Source organism: Bradyrhizobium sp. sGM-13 (genome assembly GCF_018398875.1).
GTDB lineage: Bacteria > Pseudomonadota > Alphaproteobacteria > Rhizobiales > Xanthobacteraceae > Bradyrhizobium.
On sequence record NZ_JAGWDK010000003.1, the window covers coordinates 254,441 to 274,926 of the forward strand.

Consider the following 20,486-nt stretch of genomic DNA (forward strand, 5'->3'; position numbering starts at 1 on the left):
CCTTGGGTTTTCTTGGGTTTCCGTGGCCGATCGGCACTCGCCAGACTGCGGCAACCTTTGTATGGTGCGGCGCGCATTGGGGATTTCGTCGTGATCAGTAACTACCGCCCGTCATCGTCGGGATGGGCCATCATCCTGTTGAGCGTGACCGCCCTCGCACTCGCCGGTTGCGGACGCAAGGGCGGGCTCGATCTGCCGCCGAGCGCGCCGCCGCAGGCGCAGGCCACGTCGGATACCGAGGCCGAGCGCGCGGCGCAGCCCGGCGTCTTCAATTCGACCTATGGATCCGAGGCGGGCCCCAGCGCCCCCAAGGGCGGCAAGAAGAAATTCGTTCTCGATCCGCTGCTGGACTGAGCGCGCCATGAATCACTTCGACTATCGCAACGGCGTGCTGCACGCCGAGGCCGTGAACCTGTCCGACCTCTCGGATGCCGTCGGCACGCCGTTCTACTGCTATTCGACAGCGACGCTCGAGCGTCACTACCGCGTCTTCACCGAGGCCTTTGCCGGCGAGAAGACGCTGGTCTGCTACGCCATGAAGGCCAATTCCAACCAGGCGGTGCTGCGCACCTTGGCAAAGCTAGGCGCTGGCGCCGATGTCGTCTCCGGCGGAGAGTTGAAGCGGGCGCTGGCGGCGGGGATTCCGCCTGGCAAGATTCTGTTTTCCGGCGTCGGCAAGACCGAGATAGAACTGCGCGCGGCGCTCGCGGCCGACATCCTCTGCATCAACGTCGAGTCCGAGCCCGAGCTGGAGCTGCTGTCGAAGCTCGCGGTCGAGACCGGCAAGACCGCGCGGATTTCGTTGCGGGTCAACCCTGACGTCGACGCCGGCACGCATGCCAAGATCGCCACCGGCAAGTCCGAGAACAAGTTCGGCATTCCCATTGCACGCGCACGCGAGGTCTATGCCCGTGCGGCCAGCTTACCGGGGATCGAGGTGACCGGCACCGATATGCACATCGGCAGCCAGATCACTGATCTCTCCAAGATGGAAAGCGCGTTCCGGATTCTTTCCGAATTCGTGCAGACGCTGCGCGCCGATGGCCACACGATCTCGCATATCGATTTCGGCGGCGGGCTCGGCATCCCCTATCACGCCGACCGCGAGGCTCCGCCATTGCCGTCGGCCTATGCCGCGATGGTCAAGCGGGTGACGCACAATCTCGGCTGTACGCTGATGTTCGAGCCCGGGCGGATGATCGTCGGCAATGCCGGCATCCTCGTCTCCCGCGTCATCTATGTGAAGCCGGGCGAAGCCAAGAACTTCGTCATCATCGACGCCGCGATGAACGATTTGATCCGCCCGACGCTTTACGAAGCCCACCACGACATCCTCCCAGTTCGCGAGCCGGCCAAGGATGTGCGGACGATCACGGCCGACGTGGTCGGACCCGTCTGCGAGACCGGCGACTATCTCGCGCTCGATCGCAATTTGCCCGAGCCCAAGGCCGGCGATCTCCTGGCCATCATGACCGCCGGCGCCTACGGCGCGGTGCAATCCGGCTTCTACAATACGCGGCCTTTGGTGCCGGAAGTCCTGGTCAAGGACGACCAGTACGCCGTGGTCCGCCCCCGCATCGAGGTCGAGGAATTGATCGCGATGGATAAGCCGGCGCCGTGGCTGTGATTTCGTAGGATGGGTGGAGCGAAGCGATACCCATCAATGTCAGTGCGGAAACGTGATGGGCATCGCTTGCGCTCCATCCATCATACGCTATCTCATTTCGCGCCGCCGACCACCACGCCCGCCGCCTTCTCGATCGGCTTGATCGCCGCGGTGAAATCCGACTCCGCGCCCTCGTCGCGGATGATGACTTCCCACAAACGCCCGACCGCTTCGGCGACTTCCATCGACAGCCCCAGCGATTTCATCTCTTCCAGCGCGAGCCGCACGTCCTTTACCATCAGTCCCGTGGCGAAGCCGAAATCGAAACTGCGCGGCAGCACCGAGCGCGGAAACTTGTCGCGGCTCGCCGTGTTGAGCCCGGAGCCTGCGTTGATGACGTCGATCATCACCGCCGGATCGAGCCCTGCCTTGACGCCCATCACAACCGCTTCCGATGTCGCCACCATCGCGGTCGCCGACAGGAAATTGTTGGCGAGCTTCATGGTCTGCGCCGAGCCGGGCTTTTCGCCGATGAAAAACACTTTTCCGATCACGTCGAGCGCGGGTTTTGTCAGCTCGCAATCGGCGCGCGGGCCGGAGACCATCACGGCCAGCGTTCCCTTCTCGGCGCCGCCGACGCCGCCGCTGACGGGGCTGTCGATCTGCACGATGTTATTCTTCGCCAGAAGACCGTGAATCTTGGCCGCCATCTGCGAGCCGACGGTGGAGAGATCGACGAAGCGTTTGACGCGCCTCCCTTCGATCACGCCGCCCGCGCCGGTCGCCACGTCAAGCGAAGCCTGCAGCGACGGCAGGCTCGCCAGCACCGTCTCGCAGCGGTCGGCGATATCCTTCGGCGACGATGCCGGTTGCGCGCCGAGCGCGACGAGCTTGCTTATGGCTTCCTGCCGCGTATCGAACACGGTGAGTTGATGCTTGGCCTCGATCAGGCGGCGCGCCATCGGGAAGCCCATCTTCCCGAGGCCGATGAATCCGATTTCCATGGTGCTACGCCTCAGCCCTTGTCCAATTCCGCGAACACCTCGCGCGCAATGCGAAAGCTGTCGACGCCGGCGGGGATGCCGGCATAGATCGAGACCTGCATGAAGATCTCGCGGATCTCGTCGCGACTGACGCCGTTGGTCAGCGCGCCCTTGATGTGCGCCTTCAGTTCGTGCGGCCGGTTCAGGATCGAGATCATGGCCAGGTTGAGCATGCTGCGGGTCTTGCGCGGCAGTTCCTCGCGGCCCCACACCGCGCCCCAGCAATATTCGGTAACGAGTTGCTGGAACGGCTTGTTAAAACTGTCGGCGTTCTTCAGCGCGTTGTCGACATAGGCCTCGCCGAGCACCGCTTTGCGAATTTCCAGTCCCTTGTCGTGTGTCTTCTGGTCCATCTCGCTTCCTCGCATTTTTACGGTTCGGCGTGAACGTTACGGGGAGGGACGCCCGCAGTCACGCCTTCGTGTTATGTTATGCGTATTTCCGGGTGTGGGTTACCCCGGGAACGGGTGCCTCATTGCCGCCGTTGTGCTAGGCTGACTTACCGACAACCCGGAGAGATTGTTGAGCGGCGCCACCCCCGACCCCACAAAGCCAGCGCGCGAGCCGGATGCTGTCGCGCGGCTTCAACTGACGCAGGCTCTGCAACGGGCCCAATACGCGATTGCGTGGGAACGTACCTGGCCAGGGCTCGTCCGGTTTCTGAGCGTCATTGGGCTGTTCCTGGTGGCCTCCTGGGCCGGATTGTGGCTGGCGCTGCCGTTCCTTGCACGTGCGATCTGCCTTGGCCTGTTCGCCCTTGCGGCGCTGGCCGCATTGTTCCCGCTCGTGCGATTTCGCTGGCCGAGCCGCGAAGAGGCGTTGAGCCGGCTCGACCGCGGCACCGGCATTCGCCATCGCCCGGCGACCGCGCTGACCGATACACTCTCGACCAAGGATCCGATCGCGCAGGCGCTGTGGCGGGAGCAGCGCGAGCGCACGCTGGCCTCGATCAAACGGATCCGCGCCGGGTTGCCTTCGCCGCGGCTGGCGATTCACGACCCCTGGGCGCTGCGTGCGCTGGTCATGGTGATGCTGGCGGCCGCCTATGTCGCCGCCGGCGACGAGCGCCGGCTACGAATTGCTGCGGCATTCGACTGGAACGGCGTGCTGACGCCGGCCAACGTCCGGGTCGATGCCTGGGTCGCCCCACCGCTCTATACCGGCAAGCCGCCGGTCATTCTGTCGGCCGCCAACAGGGATGCGGCTTCTCCCGATAGCGGGGCACCATTGCCGGTGCCTGCAGGCAGCACGCTGCTGGTGCGCTCCAGCGGCGGCAATATCGACGTCGTGGTCGGCGGCGGCGTGACCGAGGTCGCGCCCAGCGAGCAGGCGCCGAAGGGCACCAACGAACGGCATTTCAAGATCACGGGTGACGGCACCGCGCATGTCCGCGCGCCCTCCGGTCAGCCACTGTGGCGCTTCGCGGCGACGCCCGACCGTGCCCCGACCATCTCGCTGGCGAAGGATCCGGAACGCCAGGCCCGCGGCTCGCTGCAGACGTCCTACAAGCTCGAAGATGATTACGGCGTCACCGAAGCGCGCGCGCAATTCGCCGTCCGTGTTCCCGATTCCGGCAAGGAAGGCAACAAGGAAGACAAGAGCAAGGAGGCCGAGAGGGCCGAGCCACGGCCGCTGTTCGAGCCGCCGCAGTTTGCGCTGGTGCTGCCGAATGCGCGCACGCGCAATGGCGTCGGCCAGACCGTGAAGGACCTCAGCGAGGATCCCTATGCCGGCGCCGATGTGACGCTGACGCTCACGGCCAAGGACGAGGCCGGCAATGAGGGCAAGAGCGAGCCGTTCAACATGCGGCTGCCGGAACGGCTGTTCACCAAGCCCCTCGCCCGTGCCCTGATCGAACAGCGCCGCATTCTGGCGCTCGATGCCAATCAGAATTCGCAAGTCTATACCGCTCTCGATGCGCTGATGATCGCGCCGGAATTGTTCACGCCCGAAGCCGGTCACTATCTCGGTCTCTTCAGTGTTAAGCACCAACTGGAGGAGGCGCGCACCGATGCCGCGCTGCGCGAGGTAGTCGCCAGCATGTGGGCGCTTGCCGTCACCATCGAGGACGGCAACATCACCGATGTCGAGAAGGCGCTGCGCGCGGCGCAGGACGCGCTCAAGCAGGCGCTGGAGCGTGGCGCCACTGACGAGGAGATCAAGAAGCTGACGGATAATCTGCGCGCTGCGCTGGATAATTTCCTGCGCCAGCTCGCCGAGCAGTTCCGCAACAACCCGCAGCAGCAGGCGCGCCCGCTCGATCCCAACACGAAAGTGCTGAGCCAGCAGGATCTCAAGAACATGCTCGACCGGCTGGAGCGGATGTCGCGTTCCGGCGACAAGGATGCCGCCAAGCAGTTATTGGAACAGCTCCAGCAGATGCTGGAAAACCTGCAGATGGCGCAGCCCGGCCAGGGCGGCGACAACGAGATGGAGCAGGCGCTGAACGAGCTCGGCGACATGATCCGCAAGCAGCAGCAATTGCGCGACAAGACCTACAAGCAGGGCCAGGATTCGCGGCGCGACCGCATGCGCGGCAAGCAGGGTGACAAGCAGGGCGATCAGAGCATGGGCGACCTGCAGCAGGACCAGCAGGGCCTGCGCGACCGCCTGAAGAAGTTGCAGGAAGAGCTCGCCAAGCGCGGCATGGGGCCGGGCCAGCGCGGCCAGCAGGGCCAGCGTGGCGACCAGCAGGGGCAGCAGGGCCAACAGGGTCAGGGTCAGCAGGGTCAAGGCGGCGAGCAAGGTGACGGCGAGGACGGGCTCGATCAGGCCGATTCGGCCATGGGCGATGCCACCGGCCGGCTCGGCGAGGGCAATGCCGACGGCGCCGTGGACTCGCAGGGCCGCGCGCTCGACGCGCTGCGCAAGGGCGCCCAGAGCCTTGCGGAAGCCATGCAGCAAGGTGACGGCGACCAGCCGGGCGACGGCCCCGGCAACCCGAGAGGCCGCCAGCAGGGCGCTGCCAATTCGACCGATCCGCTCGGCCGGCCGATGCGCCACAACGAATTCACCGACGACTACACGGTGAAGATCCCCGGCGAGATCGACGTGCAGCGGGTCCGCCGGATTTTGGAAGAACTGCGCCGTCGTCTCGGCGATCCGGCCCGTCCGCAGATCGAACTGGATTACATCGAGCGGCTGTTGAAGGATTATTGAGCGCTCGCCTCGCACTCCGCGTCATCGCCCGGCTTGACCGGGCGACCCAGTATTCCAGAGACGGCGGTGATTGGGCCGAGAAGCCGCGGCGTACTGGATACCCGCCTTCGCGGGTATGACGAGTTGAGGATGCGGGCGCTGTCGACCGCTTTTCTGGCTTACCCCGCCTTCCTTGCCGCCAGCGCGTCCGCCACCGCGGTGCGGATGTCGTGCACCGAAAACGGCTTCGTCACCACGTCATGTACGATCGCATTGAGGCCAGAGGCGCGTTCGCGCTGGTCGGCGAAGCCCGTCATTAGCAGGATCTTCAGGTTGGGAAAATCCCGCGCCGCCGTCAGCGCCAGCGCGATGCCGTCCATGACCGGCATCTGGATATCGGTCAAGAGCAGGTCGAACAGGCCTTGCTCGCGCGTCAGGATATCGAGCGCGTCGGCGCCGTCCTCGGCGGTGACGGTCTCGTGGCCATCCATGGCGATGGCGCGCGCCACCAGCGAGCGCATGGAGTTTTCGTCATCGGCAATCAGCACGCGTGGCATGAAGTCTTGATCTCTCGCCTTGCGGAAGCGCGGCCAGGTTCAGGCGTGGCCGGTCAGATCCCGCTTGTTGAAAAAGCGTACGTCAATATTACGGCCTTCGGGCGGCGGCGAAGCCAGCCGCGACTTGAAATAGGCGCGCTCGCCGGGCTTGAGCACCGGCTGTTCCAATACCGCGTTCCAGGCATAGATCTCGGCGCCCTGCGCGTCGCGGACGGAGAAGCGCAGTCGCGGCAGTTCGACCGGCTTTTTGGTCTCGCCGACGATCACGCCCTCGATGACCAGAACCGGCTTGCCGTCCACGGTCTCGTTGGTGATCTTGATGTCCTTGAAGGCCAGACCGCGCAGGTTCACCTCCAGCCCGACCATCTTGTAGAACGTCGCGGTTTGCGGTAGCAGCCGCACGATTTCGGTACGCCAGATCATCAGCGCCAGTATCAGCGCGCCCATTGCGGCGCAGGCGGTCGGCAGGCCGATGGATGGGATGAACGGAATACGGGGCAGGGAGGGCAGCCGGAAAAGACGGGCCAGCCGCTCGCGGTGCGTGGTGATCGGGATATCCCCATGGTCTTCCGCATCGTGCCGGGCAACCAATGGCCAGTCGCTGTCGCCGCCTCTGTCGCCACCTTGGCGCGATCCTTCGCCCTCGGCCGGCCAACGGGGCGAAATCGAGGGACTGTCAACCACCGGGGTGTCCTGTTCCTCTTCCTCGCGCGCCATCGCCTCCCATTCGGCCGCGGCATCGGTTGCGGCCGGCTGGCTCGATTGCGCCGGAGCTGGCGGAGCGCTCGGCATCGCTGCCGGCATGGCGGCCAGTTCGATCGCGTCCTCGGGCCGCGCCAGCCAGGTTTCCTTGCAGCGGGAGCAGCGGACGGTGCGCCCAGCGGTGCCCAACGTGGCCGGATTGATGGCGTAAGATGTTGTACAATGGGGACAAACGATATGCATGGAGCCCATCTCACCAGTGTCTTCGCCCGGATGCTACATACCGACCGTTAACGAATCGGAAACCATAACGGCCGCAAAACCGTTTTGTCCGGTTGGCGCCCAAACCAGCGGGCCGCGAGCCCAAAGTTCAGGTTCGGGTCCAGGTTCAAGTCCGGGGTTTCCGGCCACGGTCCACGCCGAGCGGAGCTCGGCCACGGTCCATGCCGAGCGGAGCTCGGCCATGGTACATGTCGAGCGGAGCTGAGCTTGGTTCGGTTCGAAAATGTCGGTTTGCGGTACGGGCTCGGCCCGGAGATTTTGCGCGACCTTTCCTTCGTGATTCCCGCCCATTCCTTCCAGTTTCTCACCGGTCCCTCGGGCGCGGGCAAGACCTCGCTGCTGCGGCTGTTGTTTCTGTCGCTGCGGCCGACCCGCGGCCTCGTCAACCTGTTCGGCCAGGACGTCTCGCTGCTCGGCAAGGATCAGGTTGCGAGCATGCGCCAGAAGATCGGCATCGTGCTGCAGGATTTTCGCCTGCTCGAGCACATGACGACCTATGAGAACGTGGCGCTGCCGTTCCGCGTGATGGGCCGTGACGAATCCAGCTATCGCCGCGAGGTGATCGACCTCCTGAAGTGGGTCGGCCTCGGCGAGCGCATGGACGCGCTGCCGCCGATCCTGTCCGGCGGTGAGAAGCAGCGCGCGGCGATCGCGCGCGCGGTGATCTCGCGGCCGCAATTGCTGTTGGCGGACGAGCCGACCGGCAGCGTCGATCCGACGCTCGGCCGGCGCTTGCTACGGTTGTTTATCGAATTGAACAGGCTGGGCACCGCGGTGATCATCGCGACCCACGACATCACGCTGATGGACCAGTACGAGGCGCGGCGGATGGTGCTGCACCAGGGACGGCTGCACATCTATGAGTAGGGCCGGTGACGAGCATGGGCCGCTGGTGGACCTCGGCGACGAACGTCCGCAGGTGCCGGCGCGCGCGCGCAACATGTCGCCGATCGTGCCGCGGGCGTCGATCTCCGGCCGCGCGCTGGTCGCCGTCGTCGCCATCATGACGTTCCTCGCTTCCATCACCACCGGCACCGTGCTGCTCGTCAGCGCATCGGCGGCGGAATGGCAGTCCGAAGTCGCCAGCGAAATCACCGTACAGGTGCGCCCGCAGGCCGGGCGCGATCTCGAGCGCGACGCGACCGCAGTGGTGGAGGCGATGCGGACGCAGCCCGGCATCGTCCAGGTCAAGCCGTTCAGCAAGGATGAATCGGCCAGATTGCTGGAGCCGTGGCTCGGCAGCGGACTGTCGATCGAGCAATTGCCGGTGCCGCGCGTCGTCGTCGCGCGCGTCCAGCCCGGCACCATGCTCGACCTCGCGGCATTGCGCTCCAGGGTAACGCAAGTGGCGCCGTCGGCGAGCGTCGACGATCACCGCGCCTGGATCGAGCGCATGCGCTCGATGACTGGCGCCACCGTGTTTGCCGGCATCGGCATTCTCGCACTGGTGATCGTCGCGACCATCATTTCGGTGTCGTTCGCGACCCGCGGCGCGATGGCGGCGAATCGCCCGATCGTCGAGGTGCTGCACTTCGTCGGCGCCGGCGACCGCTATATCGCCAACCATTTCCTGCGGCATTTTCTCCGGCTCGGGCTGGAGGGCGGGGTGATCGGCGGCGGCGCCGCGATGCTGGGTTTCGGCTTCTCCGAGTCGATCGCCGCCTGGTTCTCGGGCACCCCTGTCGGCGATCAGTTCGCAGCGCTGCTCGGGACATTTTCGCTGCCGCCGTCTGGCTATCTGGCGCTGGCGGTACAGGCCGTGGCGATTGCCGCCATTACCGCCTGGGCGTCGCGGCGGACGCTGTTTGCGACGCTGGACGATATCGATTGATTCGGGCGAGTGGTATTTTCAAGTGAAGCAAGTCACGGACTTGATCCGCGGACCGGGACTCCACTTCGCGTGAAAACGTTCTAGAATTATCCGTGGGACGAGGGTTGCCGGACGATATGGATTTGCAGCACGACGATAGCACGCCGAGGGCGGGTGCCGCGCGGCCGCGCGGATGGCTGCGCGCGCTCATCGTCGGCTCCATGGCGATCCTGTTCGTCGGCGCGGCGCTAGGCTTCATCGCCTTTCTCTCGCAGTTGCGCGGCGCCGAAATCAAGCCGGCGCGCACCGCCGACGGCATCGTCGTCTTCACCGGCGGCTCGTCGCGGGTGTCGGATGCGATGGAATTGCTGGCCGGCGGCTACGGCAGCCGGCTGTTGATTTCGGGGGTGCATCCGACCAACGCTGTGCGCGATATTTCACGCTCGCTGCCCGACAATCAGTCGCTGCTCGGCTGCTGCGTCGATCTCGACCGCTCCGCGGTCAACACGCGCAGCAACGCCGCCGAGACACGGCGCTGGGCGCAGGAGCGCGGCTTCAAGTCACTGATCGTGGTGACGTCGAACTACCATATGCCGCGGGCCATTCTGGAATTGTCGCATGCGATGCCTGATGTCACGCTGATTCCGTTCGCGGTGATCGGCGAAAAATGGCGCGACGAGCCGTGGTGGACCAGTGGCGCAACGCTGCGGCTGCTATTGTCGGAATATGTGAAATATGTCGCCGCCGAAGTGCGCGTGCGCCTCGCCAGTGCGGGCATCGATCTCGTGCCCGAACCTTCCGATCAGCCCGCGCCGGCGCCGCGCCGGCCGGCGACGGCGCAAGTCAACTAGACTAGAGCGATTTTGCGGAACAGCAGTGCGTGTTGTTGATGAAATTGAGGACGCCTTTGGCTCGTTAAAGAACATGAGGTCGATAGTGTGGACGCCGTGCGCGCTGCTGGCGTTCGTAACCGGCGGAAATAAGCCGATCGGGGATTCCCATGTGGGACGACGTACTTCTTTACGTCATCATAGGCTTAGTCGCGCAAATGATCGATGGTGCGATCGGCATGGCCTACGGCGTAACGGCTACCTCTGTGCTCCTCGGCCTGGGCGTGCCTCCCGCCACCGCAAGCGCGTGTGTGCATGCGGCGGAGACGTTCACCACCGGCGCCTCGGGTCTCGCCCATTGGCGCCTTGGCAATGTTGACCGCAAACTGCTCCTGCGTCTTGCCGTTCCGGGAATGATTGGTGGGGCAATCGGCGCCTATGCACTCTCCGAACTCCCCGGCGAAGCCTTGAAGCCTTTCATCAGCGCTTACCTCCTTCTGCTTGGCGCTTTTATCGTCTGGAAGGCGCTAGCGACTCGCCCCATTGAGGCACCTACTCCGCGCGCAGTCGGCCCTCTGGGTTTGTTCGGCGGGCTCCTCGACGCCATTGGCGGAGGAGGATGGGGCCTGACCGTGACCTCTACACTCCTTGGCCAAGGCGCGACGCCGCGCTACGCCATCGGCTCAGTCAACTTGGCCGAGTTTTTCGTCGCTTTGACCATATCAACGACTTTCTTTCTCACCGTTGGCCTGAGCCTGTGGCCTATCATCGCCGGTCTTATCATCGGGGGAGTCATCGCGGCGCCGTTCGCAGCGCTTGCGACCAAACACATCCCGGCTAAAGTTCTGATGCTTCTGGTCGGCTGCGTCGTAGTGCTCTTAAGCCTGCGCACAATCCTCATGGCACTCGCATCCGGTCCATAGGTCGGCTAAGGGGGCGGTCATTAACAGACATGCGCGGCCTCGACCTTCGAGGTCCGATTGCCTCCAATGACGGATGAGGGCTATCGCTGCCACTGGGTTTTCCAGTCCGCTTATGAGTACATACCCCAGCTCAACGGTCGCTGTTCTCTGCGGGAAGAGGCGGTGGATGCTGGGTGTGCAGCATCGTCGCGAGCCGGTGGAGTTGGGAATCGCGAAAACCTTCCGCCTCGATCGCCTTCACTGTTGCGATGACATAGTCGCGGTTGACGCCGGACTGGCCGTGTCCTTGCAGCACGTGCCGTAACTGTTCGGCCAGCGACAGCCGGCCGGCATATTGCACGTGGCCGCGATCGACCACGTAGACGAGTGCGCTGACGCGTTGACGCGCATCGTTCTCCAGCCAGACCGACCGCATCACTTCGCGGTAGACCGAGGTGACCTGCTCGCGCTCGCGCAAATAGGCGATGGTGGCGACGCGGTTCTTCTCCGCGACGCGGAATGCGATGCCGCGGCAGGCGCCGCCGCGGTCGAGCCCGAGCACGAGGCCGGGCTTTTCCGGCGTGCCGCGATGGACGAAGGAGTAGACGCAGAGCGCGCGGTGTTCGCCGATCAGCCGTGCCGGAACCCGTTCGACGAATTCGAAGCCCGGGCGCCACATCAGGGAGCCGTAGCCGAACACCCAGAGGTCGCCTTGCGAGAATTCCGTATCGTTGAACTCAATTGCGGACATGCCGGGTGCACCGCTACCAGAACGGCGCGACAAAGCGAAGTGGATTCAATGCCTTTTGTTACGACGAGCGGATACTTACATTCGCCAAAATCGCTAGCCAAAGGACGCCGCATGCCTGACATGACCCCTGCGCCGCGCCGGCGCCCGCTGTGGCGCCTCTTCATCGCGCCTGCACTGCTCCTTATTGTTGCCGCGGCATGGAGCGCATTCTGGTTCTATGCCGCTTCAGAAGTCGGTGTGCGCGCGGACGCGTGGGCCGCACAGGAGGCGAAAGCCGGTCGGGTCTATGCGTGCGGCAAGCGTTCGGTGGCCGGCTTCCCGTTCCGCTTCGAAGTCCGCTGCGACGACGCCAGCGTTTCGCTGGTCTCGCAGACCGCCGGCGCGCAGGTGCCGTTCACCGCGCGGCTTGGCGAGATCATGGTGATCGCGCAGATCTACCAGCCGAGACTCTTGATCGCCGAATTCAAGGCGCCGGCCACGCTTGCCGATCGCGGCCAGCCGCCGTCGATGAAGGTGAACTGGACCTTGGGCCGCAGCAGCGTGAGCGGATTACCCGATGTGCCGCAGCGCGCTTCCATCGTGTTCGACAATCCCTCGATCGACCGCGTCAACGGACCGGTCGAGACGCCACTGGCGCGCGCCCGCCATGTCGAGCTGCACGGCCGTCTTGCCGAGGGCTCGATCAGGGAACAGCCCGTGATCGAAGCCGTGCTGCAGATATCGGGCGCAAACGTGCAGGAGGTGCACGCGGTGCTGGCACAGCCGTTCGACGCCGACATCCAGACCAAGCTCACGGGTTTGAAGGATTTTACGCCGAAGCCATGGCCCGAACGTTTCCGGGAGTTGCAGGCGGCGGGCGGCCATGTCGAGATCGTGCGGTCGCGGATTCAGCAGGGCGATCTGATCTCGCTGGCCGCCGGCACGCTGCGCCTCAATGCGCAGGGGCGGATCGACGGCGAATTGCAGATGACGGTGACAGGGCTGGAGCGGGTGATTCCGGCGCTTGGCATCGAGAAGATGCTGGAGGAGGGCGTGCCGCAGGCAACGCTCGATCGCGTCGCGCCGGGCGTCAAGTCTCAGGACCTCAACAATCTGTTCGGCGCGCTCGACAAGGCGATCCCGGGGCTCGGCAAGGTCGTCAAGCAGAACGCCAATGCCGGCGTCGCGGCAGGCATCAATTCGCTCGGCAAGGACGCGGAGCTGGAGGGACGGAAAGCGCGCGCCTTCCCGCTGCGCTTTGTCGATGGCGCGGTGTTTCTGGGTCCGATAAAAGTAGGGCAGGTGCCGCCGCTGTTTTAGCTTTCGTCGTCCCTGCGACGCAGGGACGACGACGCTCCCTCACTCCGCCTTCTTCTCCAGCGGCGGATGCGGGCGCCCGAAATCCGGCGCGGCGGAGTCCTGGCCGATCTCGACGATGCCGCGGCGGATGGCGCGAGTGCGGGTGAAATGCTCGAACAGCGCCCCGCCGTCGCCCCGGCGGATGGCGCGGGTGAGTTTTGAAAGGTCCTCGTTGAAGGTGCCGAGCATTTCCAGCACCGCCTCCTTGTTGTTCAAGAACACGTCGCGCCACATTGTCGGGTCGGACGCTGCGATGCGGGTGAAGTCGCGAAAGCCGCCGGCCGAGAATTTGATCACTTCCGACGACGTTACCTGCGCCAGCTCGTCCGCGGTGCCGACGATGGTGTAGGCGATCAGATGCGGCAAATGGCTGGTGATCGCCAGCACCAGGTCGTGATGATCAGGCGTCATGGTCTCGACCCTGGCGCCCATGCCGGCCCAGAACGCGCGCAGCGTTTCGACCGCCATGGGGTCGGTGCCCTCGGGCGGGGTGAGAATGCACCAGCGGTTGATGAACAGTTCGGCGAAGCCGGAATCAGGACCCGAATGCTCGGTGCCGGCGACCGGATGTGCCGGAACGAAATGAACATCGCCCGGCAAATGCGGCGCCATTTCGCGGACGATGGCGCCCTTCACCGAGCCGGCGTCGGAAACGATCGCGCCCGCTTTCAGGAATGGCGCGATCTCCTGCGCCACCTGCCCGCAGGCGCCGACGGGGATGCAGAGGATCACGAGGTCGGCGTCTTTGACGGCTTCCGCGTTGGTCTCCAGCACGCGATCGACGATGCCGAGCTCGGTAACCCGCGCGCGCGTCTTTTCCGAGCGCGCGGTGGTGACGATTTCGCTCGCGAGCCCCTGGACCCGCACCGCGCGCGCGATCGAGCCGCCGATCAGGCCGAAGCCGATCAGCGCGACGCGTCGGAAGATCGGTACCGTACTCACTTGGCCGCCATGAAGTCGCGCAGGGCGTCGACAACGAGGCGGTTGGCCTCCTCGGTGCCGATGGTCATGCGTAGCGCATGCGGCAGGCCGTAATTGCTGAGTGCCCGCAGCACCAGGCCACGTTTGGTGAGGAACGCGTCCGCATCCGCCGAGGTCTTGCCCTTCTCGGTCGGGAAGTGAATCAGCACGAAATTGGCGACGCTCGGCGTCACCTTCAGTCCGAGCTTGCCGATCTCCTCCGTCAGCCAGTTGCGCCACTCTTCGGTGAACGCCTTCGACTTCTGTATATGCGCGGTGTCCTCGATCGCGGCGACCGCCGCCAGCATCGCCGGCGTCGAGACGTTGAAGGGACCTCGGATGCGGTTGACGGCATCGATGATGTGCGCCGGGCCGAACATCCAGCCGATCCGCAGAGCCGCCAGCCCGTGAATCTTGGAGAAGGTGTGCGTCATCACGGTGTTTTCTGTGGTGGCTACCAGCTCCAGGCCGAGCTCGTAATCGTTACGCGACACGTAGTCGGAGTACGCAGCGTCGAGCACCAGCAGCACATTCGACGGCAATCCAGCGCGCAGCCGCTTGACCTCGTCGAACGGCACGTAGGTGCCGGTCGGGTTGTTCGGGTTGGCGAGCCATACCAGTTTCGTGCGCGGCGTCACGCGCGCGAGAATGGCGTCGACGTCGGCGGTAAAATTCGTCTCGGGCGCAATAACGTTCTTGGCGCCGTTCGCCATCGTTGCGATCGGATAGACCAGGAAGCCGTGGGCGGTCGAGATCGCCTCATCGCCATGGCTGAGATAGGTGTGCGCCAAGAGATTAAGGATTTCGTCCGAGCCGGCGCCGCAGATGATGCGGTTGGGATCGAGCCCGTAGGCGCGCCCAATCGCTTCGCGCAGCACCCGCGAGGTTCCTTCCGGATAGTCCTCCAGATGATCAGCCACGTGCTTGTAGACTTCGATCGCTTTCGGCGACGGCCCGAACGGGGTCTCGTTGGCCGACAGCTTGAACACCTTGCGCCCCGGCTCCGGCACCGGGGTCTTGCCGGGCGTGTAGGGCGCAATATCGAGAATGCCGGGATTCGGCACGGGGCGGTTCATCTTCAACTCCGGAATTTCGGGCGGCGTTTAAGGCTTCGCCGACCCGTTCGGGGGCACCGTATAGCGCGTTGCGTAGCTGCCGACGAGAGCCGACGAGCGCACCGAGGCGCCGGCCTGGATCAGGGCGGTCTTGATCTTTTCGAACCCGGTGCCGGCATCCGACACCAAGAGCGCCGCGCCGTCGAAAGCAGTATCGGGCACGGCGACGATTTCGGCGAGCGGGGCGAGCGCGCGGGCGATATCGGCGTTCCACCCCGAGACGCGGACACTCCACATCTGCACCTCCGTCACCATGGCATCATCGGCCACGCGCGAGATCACGAACACCGGCAGCGCGGCCGGATGATCGGCGCGTTCGAGGAACGGCAGCCGGGCAATGATTTTTGGCGCGCCTTCGGCTTCCAGCGCGCTCCACCACGGTGTGCGGCTCGAAACCGCCGAGACCAGCGCCAGATCGCCCTTGGATTTTGCCACGGCTTCAACCGCGGCCTGTGCGCTGAAATGGCCGACATAGGGCACGACAAAGCCGAAGTGAAACCGCGCCGAATCCCGCATCGCGGGCTCGCCGACCGAGACATCCGCATGCACTGAGAACGGCGCCTGGACGTAAGTGAAGGTCGAGATGATCACGCGCCAGATGCTCTCGATGGTGTCGAGCGGCAGGATGCCGCGATGGCGCTCGACCAGGCTGCGCATCATGCTGGCCTCGCGCGCGGGCCGGAACGCCGAGCCCACCTCCTGGGTCTGCTTCACCTGGATCAGCCGGTCGATGATGTCGCCGCGCGCCATCAAGAGGCGATGGACCTGCTCGTCGATCGCGTCGATCTCCTTGCGCAATTCCTGCAGCGAGGGCGGAGCCGGGGGAGCCTTGGACATGTTAAAACCTTCAGCGCCGGATCGGTCTGAAATCACCACCCAGCAAGGGCATTGATTAGAAAAGACGGCCGTCGAAAGCAAAGAGAAACGTCAGATCCGCCATGATCGCTGCAGGGTTAACCATGCGGCTGCCTTGACGGGGGACCTGCTTCGGACTAGCTTTGTTCCATTCCGTGGTCATTTGAGCCGGCCGGCTTGCAGCCACGTTAAACAACTCGCTAAACAGGCCGGGGACAGATTGATCCCGGCCGAACCTTTCGTTCAGGCCGGGTTTTTTACGGCCTGATTTCTGTCGTTAAGGACCTCCGCGCGGAGGAAGGTCGGGATGACACAATTGCAGTCGGTACCCAGTCCGTCGATTCACAGCGAGGACCGCGCCCACGAGGCCGATCATCCGACCTCGCCGGTGGCCAAATTCGGCATCGAGCAGCCCTTGAAGCTCGATTGCGGCATCGATCTCGCGCCATTCCAGATCGCGTACCAGACCTATGGTGAGTTGAACGCCGACCGCTCCAACGCGATCCTGATCTGCCACGCGCTGACGCTGGATCAGCATGTCGCCAACGTGCATCCTCTGACCGGCAAGGCCGGGTGGTGGGAAATCATGGTCGGTCCCGGGCGCCCGCTCGATACCGACAGATATTTCATCATCTGTTCGAACGTGATCGGCGGTTGCATGGGATCGACCGGTCCGGCCTCGACCAACCCGGCGACCGGCAAGGCGTGGGGACTGGATTTTCCGATCATCACCATCCCCGACATGGTGCGCGCGCAGGCCATGTTGCTCGACCGGCTGGGCATCCAAACGTTGCTATGCGTCATCGGCGGCTCGATGGGCGGCATGCAGGTGCTGCAATGGACAGCAGCCTATCCGGAACGGGTGTTTTCGGCGCTGCCGGTCGCCTGCTCGACGCGCCATTCAGCGCAAAACATCGCGTTTCACGAACTTGGCCGGCAGGCCGTGATGGCTGATCCGGACTGGCACCATGGGCGCTATTTCGAGCGCAGCACGCATCCGCATCGCGGACTGGCGGTGGCGCGGATGGCGGGGCACATCACCTATCTTTCCGACGCCGCGCTGCATCGCAAGTTCGGGCGGCGGATGCAGGATCGCGAACTGCCGACATTTTCGTTCGATGCGGATTTTCAGGTCGAAAGCTATCTGCGCTATCAGGGCTCGTCGTTTGTCGAACGCTTCGATGCCAACAGCTATCTCTATCTGACGCGCGCGATGGACTATTTCGATATCGCCGCCGACCATGACGGCGTGCTGGCGGAAGCGTTTCGCGGCATCAAGACCCGCTTCTGCGTAGTGTCGTTCACCTCCGACTGGCTGTTTCCGACCTCGGAATCGCGGGCGCTGGTGCATGCGCTGAATGCTTCGAGCGCGCGGGTGTCGTTCGCCGAGATCGAGACTGACCGCGGCCACGATGCCTTCCTGCTCGACGTGCCCGAGTTCTTCGACATTTCTCGCGCCTTCCTGGAATCCGCGGGCAAGGCGCGCGGCCTTGACGGTACAGGCAGTTGATATGACCCTTCAGGAACAAGCGTTGCCGCTCGGCGGCATAGCGCCCGATCGCACCGGCAAATATCGCACCGATCATCTCCTCGTCGCTGAGATGATTGCGGCCGGCTCAAAAGTGCTCGACGTCGGCTGCGGCGACGGCGAATTGCTGCAACTCCTGGAGAGCCGCGGCATCGATGGCCGCGGCATCGAATTGTCGCGCGAGGGCGTTAACCGCTGCGTCGCCCGGGGCCTCGCCGTGGTGCAGGGCGACGCCGATACCGACCTCATCAACTATCCCGACGATGCCTTCGATTACGTCATCCTGTCGCAGACGTTGCAGGCGACGCGGCAGCCGAAGCCGGTGTTGGAAAACCTGCTGCGCATCGGCCGACGCGCGATCGTGTCGTTCCCGAATTTCGGCTTCTGGAAGATGCGGCTGCAACTGCTCGTCGGCGGCCACATGCCGCGCACCGAAAACCTGCCGGCGACCTGGTACGACACGCCGAATATCCATTTCTGCACGATCAAGGATTTCGTCCAGCTCTGCGACGAGATCAACGTCAAGATGGAGCGCGCGGTGGCGCTCGATCTCTACGGCCGCCCGGTGCCGCTGAACCTGCCCTGGTGGGTCTGGAACATGTTCGGCGAGCAGGGCGTGTTTTTGCTGAGTAGGGGCGGGAAGGGGAAGTGACGCCACTGCCGTCATTCCGGGATAGTCCGAAGGACCAGACCTCAGATGCGCAATTGCGCATCGGGGAATCTCGAGATTCTCAGGTGCGCAATTGCGCACCATAGTTCGATGCTGTCGCATCGCCCCGGAATGACGGAAAAACATCACCCCTTCCCGTCTAGCTGCAACGTGCCCTCCATCATCTTCACGCTGCTGCCGCCGACGTGAATGGACGAAATCACGCCATTCTCTTTGCGGACGCGTGTCAGCAACAGGCTCGGCCGGCCCATGTCGACGCCCTGCCCGATCCGCAATTTCAGTTCGCCGTCCTTGGTGGGGTCGAGATCGGCAAGCAGCGCCGCGCAGGCGGCCGTCGCGCTGCCGGTGGCCGGATCTTCGGACAATCCACTGGCGCCAGGATGAAACATTCGCGCCTGCAAATCGCACGGCCTTTCATCGGCCGGCACGTCGCGCGTATAAAAGTAGACGGCGTCGCTGCCATCGCACGGGAAGGTTTTTGCGAACGCCGCGGCGTCCGGCCTGGCACGCCGCAGCGCTTCGCGGGAGGCAACTTCCACCGCGAGGAAGGCCAGGCCGACCGAGATGACCTGCGGCGGATGACGGTCGGTCTTGACGTCGCCAGCCGACAACGAGAGGCAGGCCGCTGCCTGTTCGACGCTGACATGCGACATCCGTTTCAACGGTTGCGGCGCCGTGAATTCGGTGCTGACGACCGTGCCATGATCCGTCAGAATCTCGACCGGCACGAGGCCAGCCTTTTCCTCGAACAACAGCCGCGCCTGCGGCTTTTCCGCAAGAGTCGCCAGCACAAAGGCGGTGCCGATATTGGGATGGCCCGCGAACGGTATTTCGCGGTTCACGGTGAAGATGCGAACCTGCGCATCGTGAGTGGGCTCGCGCGGCGGCAGCACGAAGGTCGTCTCCGAATAGTTGAACTCGGTGGCGATCGCCTGCATCTGTTCGGTCGACAGCCCGCCGGCATCGAGCACCACGGCAAGCGGATTGCCGCCGAAGGCGCGGTCGGTGAAAACGTCTACAGTGATATAACGCCTCTGCATTCTTTCTCTCCTATGCCAACCGCCACACGGCCATCGGCCGCTCATAGCCCCTGACCTCCACCTCGCCGAGCGAGACGGCATCGCGGCACGCTTCGCCCAGCGCGTCGCGAACCGCTTCGGAGATCAGGAATTGCGAGTTGAAGTCCTTGTTGAGCGCTTCGAGCCGCGAGGCGAAGTTCACGGTGTCGCCGATCACGGTGTATTCCTTGCGCCGGGGCGAGCCGATATTGCCGGCGACGACTTCGCCGAGGTGAATGCCGATGCCGATGCGCAGCGGCCAGCTCGTCGCCTCATTGACCCGCGCATTGGCTTCAAGCATTTCGCGTGCCGCAGCGACCGCCCGGTGCGCCGGATCCGGCGCTTCCAGGGGTGCACCGAACAGCGCCAGAAATCCGTCGCCCAGAAACTTGTTTACGATGCCGCCGTGGCGGTCGAGAATGTCGACCAGCACGGCAAAGGCACCGTCGAGCCGGTCCACTACTTCCTGCGGCGTGCGTGTGCGTGCGCCGGCGGTGAAGCTGCGGAAATCGACGAACATGACAGCGACGCGGCGGATGTCGCTGTCGGTTTTAGTGCCCTCGGCCATCAAGCGTTCGACCACCTGCGGTGAGACGTGCTGGCCGAACAGATTGGTGATGCGGTCGCGCGCGGTCGCGGCCTTGATGCTCGCCTCGAACTGCCGTCGCAACTGGTGCCCGACCGCGCCGGCGAGCACGCCGCAGATCAAGATGATCAGGCTGCGCGCAGCGTGATAGTAGATACTGGGCTCGGCCTCTACGCCGGTCGGCGGGTGGTAGAACATCGCCATGCAAAACAGTTGCACGGCGGCGACGGCGCCGGTGAAGGTGGAGAGCCAGAAATCCAGCCGAAGCGTCGAGAGGATGATGAAGATGAAATAGGTCATCGGCGTCACGAAGCCGAGCGCGGCCACCGAGCCCATGCTGTTGATGTGCAGCGCTAGCGCGACCGTCGGCATCGAAGTCTCGATCAGCGCGCCGAGGTAGCGCCGGATCACCGGCAGGTCGCGGCCCTTCTGCATGTGACGGGTGATCTGGCCATGCACCCACAATTCGAACAGGATGAACGGCAAGATGATCGAATAGAGATATTCCGGCTTCAGATTGCCGTGCCAGACGCGGCTCACCGCCTCGGGCGCGAAGAAGTAGACGGTCCCGAGAATGATGGCGAGCAGTGCAGTGGTTGCAATCAGCGCCTTGATCCGCAACAGCTCGGTCGTCATGACCTCGTGCATCAACGCACGCTGGAAGTCAGCCGACACCGTCGGCTCTTGCTCCTTTCTGTCCTTGCCCCAGAATCCCAGCATTGTGCCCCTTGTCATTCCGGGGCGCCTCGAAGAGG

Annotated in this window: 20 protein-coding genes and 1 riboswitch; of the genes, 10 read left to right on the forward strand and 10 right to left on the reverse strand. The window is 64.4% G+C overall.

The window, feature by feature from the left end; all coding sequences use genetic code 11:
* Positions 1-90: 90 nt before the first annotated feature.
* Positions 91-354 carry a lipoprotein gene (locus KJQ96_RS05850; RefSeq protein WP_213285733.1) on the forward strand — a complete coding sequence of 88 codons (264 nt, stop codon included), beginning with the start codon at positions 91-93 and terminating at the stop codon, positions 352-354.
* Positions 355-361: 7 nt separating this feature from the next.
* On the forward strand, positions 362-1,627 hold the full coding sequence (gene lysA, locus KJQ96_RS05855) for a diaminopimelate decarboxylase (protein WP_213285734.1): 1,266 nt from the start codon (positions 362-364) through the stop codon (positions 1,625-1,627).
* Positions 1,628-1,719: 92 nt separating this feature from the next.
* Here the strand turns inward: lysA and KJQ96_RS05860 are convergent, their stop codons facing one another.
* Together KJQ96_RS05860 and KJQ96_RS05865 are read right to left on the reverse strand one after the other, a co-directional pair.
* Positions 1,720-2,610 carry an NAD(P)-dependent oxidoreductase gene (locus KJQ96_RS05860; RefSeq protein ID WP_213285735.1) on the reverse strand — a complete coding sequence of 297 codons (891 nt, stop codon included), beginning with the start codon at positions 2,608-2,610 and terminating at the stop codon, positions 1,720-1,722.
* A gap of 11 nt (positions 2,611-2,621) precedes the next feature.
* A complete protein-coding gene (locus KJQ96_RS05865) occupies positions 2,622-3,002 on the reverse strand; it encodes a carboxymuconolactone decarboxylase family protein (RefSeq protein WP_213285736.1) in 381 nt (126 codons plus the stop codon).
* 169 nt (positions 3,003-3,171) lie between these two features.
* On the opposite strand from KJQ96_RS05865, the gene KJQ96_RS05870 reads away from it, so the two are divergent.
* Positions 3,172-5,808: a TIGR02302 family protein gene (locus KJQ96_RS05870; RefSeq protein WP_213285737.1), complete on the forward strand. Its 2,637-nt coding sequence runs from the start codon at positions 3,172-3,174 to the stop codon at positions 5,806-5,808.
* A 158-nt stretch (positions 5,809-5,966) separates the two neighbouring features.
* On the opposite strand, the gene KJQ96_RS05875 is transcribed toward KJQ96_RS05870, so the two are convergent.
* Positions 5,967-6,344 carry a response regulator gene (locus KJQ96_RS05875; RefSeq protein WP_213285738.1) on the reverse strand — a complete coding sequence of 126 codons (378 nt, stop codon included), beginning with the start codon at positions 6,342-6,344 and terminating at the stop codon, positions 5,967-5,969.
* 39 nt (positions 6,345-6,383) lie between these two features.
* Complete coding sequence (locus KJQ96_RS05880) at positions 6,384-7,289, reverse strand: MJ0042-type zinc finger domain-containing protein (RefSeq protein WP_213285739.1); 906 nt, start codon at positions 7,287-7,289, stop codon at positions 6,384-6,386.
* 246 nt (positions 7,290-7,535) lie between these two features.
* On the opposite strand from KJQ96_RS05880, the gene ftsE reads away from it, so the two are divergent.
* From ftsE to KJQ96_RS05900, 4 genes are all read left to right on the forward strand, one after another.
* Positions 7,536-8,195, forward strand: a complete 660-nt coding sequence (gene ftsE / locus KJQ96_RS05885; RefSeq protein ID WP_213285740.1) for a cell division ATP-binding protein FtsE — start codon at positions 7,536-7,538, stop codon at positions 8,193-8,195.
* Complete coding sequence (locus KJQ96_RS05890; RefSeq protein ID WP_213285741.1) at positions 8,188-9,159, forward strand: ABC transporter permease; 972 nt, start codon at positions 8,188-8,190, stop codon at positions 9,157-9,159. Before ftsE ends, KJQ96_RS05890 begins: the two co-directional genes overlap by 8 nt.
* A 116-nt stretch (positions 9,160-9,275) precedes the next feature.
* A complete protein-coding gene (locus KJQ96_RS05895) occupies positions 9,276-9,989 on the forward strand; it encodes a YdcF family protein (RefSeq protein ID WP_213285864.1) in 714 nt (237 codons plus the stop codon).
* 149 nt (positions 9,990-10,138) lie between these two features.
* Positions 10,139-10,891 carry a sulfite exporter TauE/SafE family protein gene (locus KJQ96_RS05900; protein WP_213285742.1) on the forward strand — a complete coding sequence of 251 codons (753 nt, stop codon included), beginning with the start codon at positions 10,139-10,141 and terminating at the stop codon, positions 10,889-10,891.
* A gap of 130 nt (positions 10,892-11,021) precedes the next feature.
* Here the strand turns inward: KJQ96_RS05900 and KJQ96_RS05905 are convergent, their stop codons facing one another.
* Entirely contained in the window at positions 11,022-11,621 is a 600-nt protein-coding gene (locus KJQ96_RS05905; protein ID WP_213285743.1) for a gamma-glutamylcyclotransferase, read from the reverse strand.
* A gap of 111 nt (positions 11,622-11,732) precedes the next feature.
* Here KJQ96_RS05905 and KJQ96_RS05910 point away from each other — a divergent pair, with 111 nt between their 5' ends.
* Positions 11,733-12,920 (forward strand): DUF2125 domain-containing protein, encoded by a 1,188-nt coding sequence (locus KJQ96_RS05910; RefSeq protein WP_213285744.1) that lies wholly within the window; start codon positions 11,733-11,735, stop codon positions 12,918-12,920.
* Between the two features lie 39 nt (positions 12,921-12,959).
* Here KJQ96_RS05910 and KJQ96_RS05915 read toward each other — a convergent pair whose 3' ends face one another.
* From KJQ96_RS05915 to KJQ96_RS05925, 3 genes are read right to left on the reverse strand one after another with little or no spacing between them, the layout of a single operon-like run.
* Entirely contained in the window at positions 12,960-13,901 is a 942-nt protein-coding gene (locus KJQ96_RS05915) for a prephenate/arogenate dehydrogenase family protein (protein WP_213285745.1), read from the reverse strand.
* The gene (gene hisC, locus KJQ96_RS05920; RefSeq protein ID WP_213285746.1) at positions 13,898-14,995 is read right to left on the reverse strand and encodes a histidinol-phosphate transaminase; all 1,098 of its coding nucleotides are present in this window, start codon (positions 14,993-14,995) and stop codon (positions 13,898-13,900) included. The genes KJQ96_RS05915 and hisC overlap by 4 nt, the downstream gene beginning before the upstream one ends.
* A 27-nt stretch (positions 14,996-15,022) precedes the next feature.
* Positions 15,023-15,871, reverse strand: coding sequence for a chorismate mutase (locus tag KJQ96_RS05925; RefSeq protein ID WP_213285747.1), 849 nt, complete (start codon positions 15,869-15,871; stop codon positions 15,023-15,025).
* 163 nt (positions 15,872-16,034) lie between these two features.
* Positions 16,035-16,114: riboswitch (SAM riboswitch) on the forward strand.
* Between the two features lie 82 nt (positions 16,115-16,196).
* On the opposite strand from KJQ96_RS05925, the gene KJQ96_RS05930 reads away from it, so the two are divergent.
* Both KJQ96_RS05930 and metW read left to right on the forward strand, forming a co-directional pair.
* Entirely contained in the window at positions 16,197-17,399 is a 1,203-nt protein-coding gene (locus tag KJQ96_RS05930; RefSeq protein ID WP_213285748.1) for a homoserine O-acetyltransferase, read from the forward strand.
* A 1-nt stretch (position 17,400) separates the two neighbouring features.
* Positions 17,401-18,069: a methionine biosynthesis protein MetW gene (gene metW, locus KJQ96_RS05935; RefSeq protein ID WP_213285749.1), complete on the forward strand. Its 669-nt coding sequence runs from the start codon at positions 17,401-17,403 to the stop codon at positions 18,067-18,069.
* Positions 18,070-18,212: 143 nt separating this feature from the next.
* Here metW and KJQ96_RS05940 read toward each other — a convergent pair whose 3' ends face one another.
* The gene (locus KJQ96_RS05940) at positions 18,213-19,127 is read right to left on the reverse strand and encodes a PhzF family phenazine biosynthesis protein (protein ID WP_213285750.1); all 915 of its coding nucleotides are present in this window, start codon (positions 19,125-19,127) and stop codon (positions 18,213-18,215) included.
* A 10-nt stretch (positions 19,128-19,137) separates the two neighbouring features.
* The gene (locus KJQ96_RS05945; protein ID WP_375293142.1) at positions 19,138-20,466 is read right to left on the reverse strand and encodes an adenylate/guanylate cyclase domain-containing protein; all 1,329 of its coding nucleotides are present in this window, start codon (positions 20,464-20,466) and stop codon (positions 19,138-19,140) included.
* Between the last annotated feature and the right edge of the window lie 20 nt (positions 20,467-20,486).

Bases quoted from the DNA above. Each gene is read 5' to 3' on its own strand.
- KJQ96_RS05905 (WP_213285743.1), bottom strand. From the start codon at position 11,621: ATGTCCGCAATTGAGTTCAACGATACGGAATTCTCGCAAGGCGACCTC.
- KJQ96_RS05910 (WP_213285744.1), top strand. From the start codon at position 11,733: ATGCCTGACATGACCCCTGCGCCGCGCCGGCGCCCGCTGTGGCGCCTC.
- KJQ96_RS05860 (WP_213285735.1), bottom strand. From the start codon at position 2,610: ATGGAAATCGGATTCATCGGCCTCGGGAAGATGGGCTTCCCGATGGCG.
- KJQ96_RS05940 (WP_213285750.1), bottom strand. From the start codon at position 19,127: ATGCAGAGGCGTTATATCACTGTAGACGTTTTCACCGACCGCGCCTTC.
- metW (WP_213285749.1), top strand. From the start codon at position 17,401: ATGACCCTTCAGGAACAAGCGTTGCCGCTCGGCGGCATAGCGCCCGAT.
- KJQ96_RS05945 (WP_375293142.1), bottom strand. From the start codon at position 20,466: ATGACAAGGGGCACAATGCTGGGATTCTGGGGCAAGGACAGAAAGGAG.
- hisC (WP_213285746.1), bottom strand. From the start codon at position 14,995: ATGAACCGCCCCGTGCCGAATCCCGGCATTCTCGATATTGCGCCCTAC.
- KJQ96_RS05925 (WP_213285747.1), bottom strand. From the start codon at position 15,871: ATGTCCAAGGCTCCCCCGGCTCCGCCCTCGCTGCAGGAATTGCGCAAG.
- KJQ96_RS05865 (WP_213285736.1), bottom strand. From the start codon at position 3,002: ATGGACCAGAAGACACACGACAAGGGACTGGAAATTCGCAAAGCGGTG.
- KJQ96_RS05900 (WP_213285742.1), top strand. From the start codon at position 10,139: ATGTGGGACGACGTACTTCTTTACGTCATCATAGGCTTAGTCGCGCAA.
- KJQ96_RS05890 (WP_213285741.1), top strand. From the start codon at position 8,188: ATGAGTAGGGCCGGTGACGAGCATGGGCCGCTGGTGGACCTCGGCGAC.
- KJQ96_RS05875 (WP_213285738.1), bottom strand. From the start codon at position 6,344: ATGCCACGCGTGCTGATTGCCGATGACGAAAACTCCATGCGCTCGCTG.
- KJQ96_RS05880 (WP_213285739.1), bottom strand. From the start codon at position 7,289: ATGCATATCGTTTGTCCCCATTGTACAACATCTTACGCCATCAATCCG.
- lysA (WP_213285734.1), top strand. From the start codon at position 362: ATGAATCACTTCGACTATCGCAACGGCGTGCTGCACGCCGAGGCCGTG.
- KJQ96_RS05895 (WP_213285864.1), top strand. From the start codon at position 9,276: ATGGATTTGCAGCACGACGATAGCACGCCGAGGGCGGGTGCCGCGCGG.
- KJQ96_RS05930 (WP_213285748.1), top strand. From the start codon at position 16,197: ATGACACAATTGCAGTCGGTACCCAGTCCGTCGATTCACAGCGAGGAC.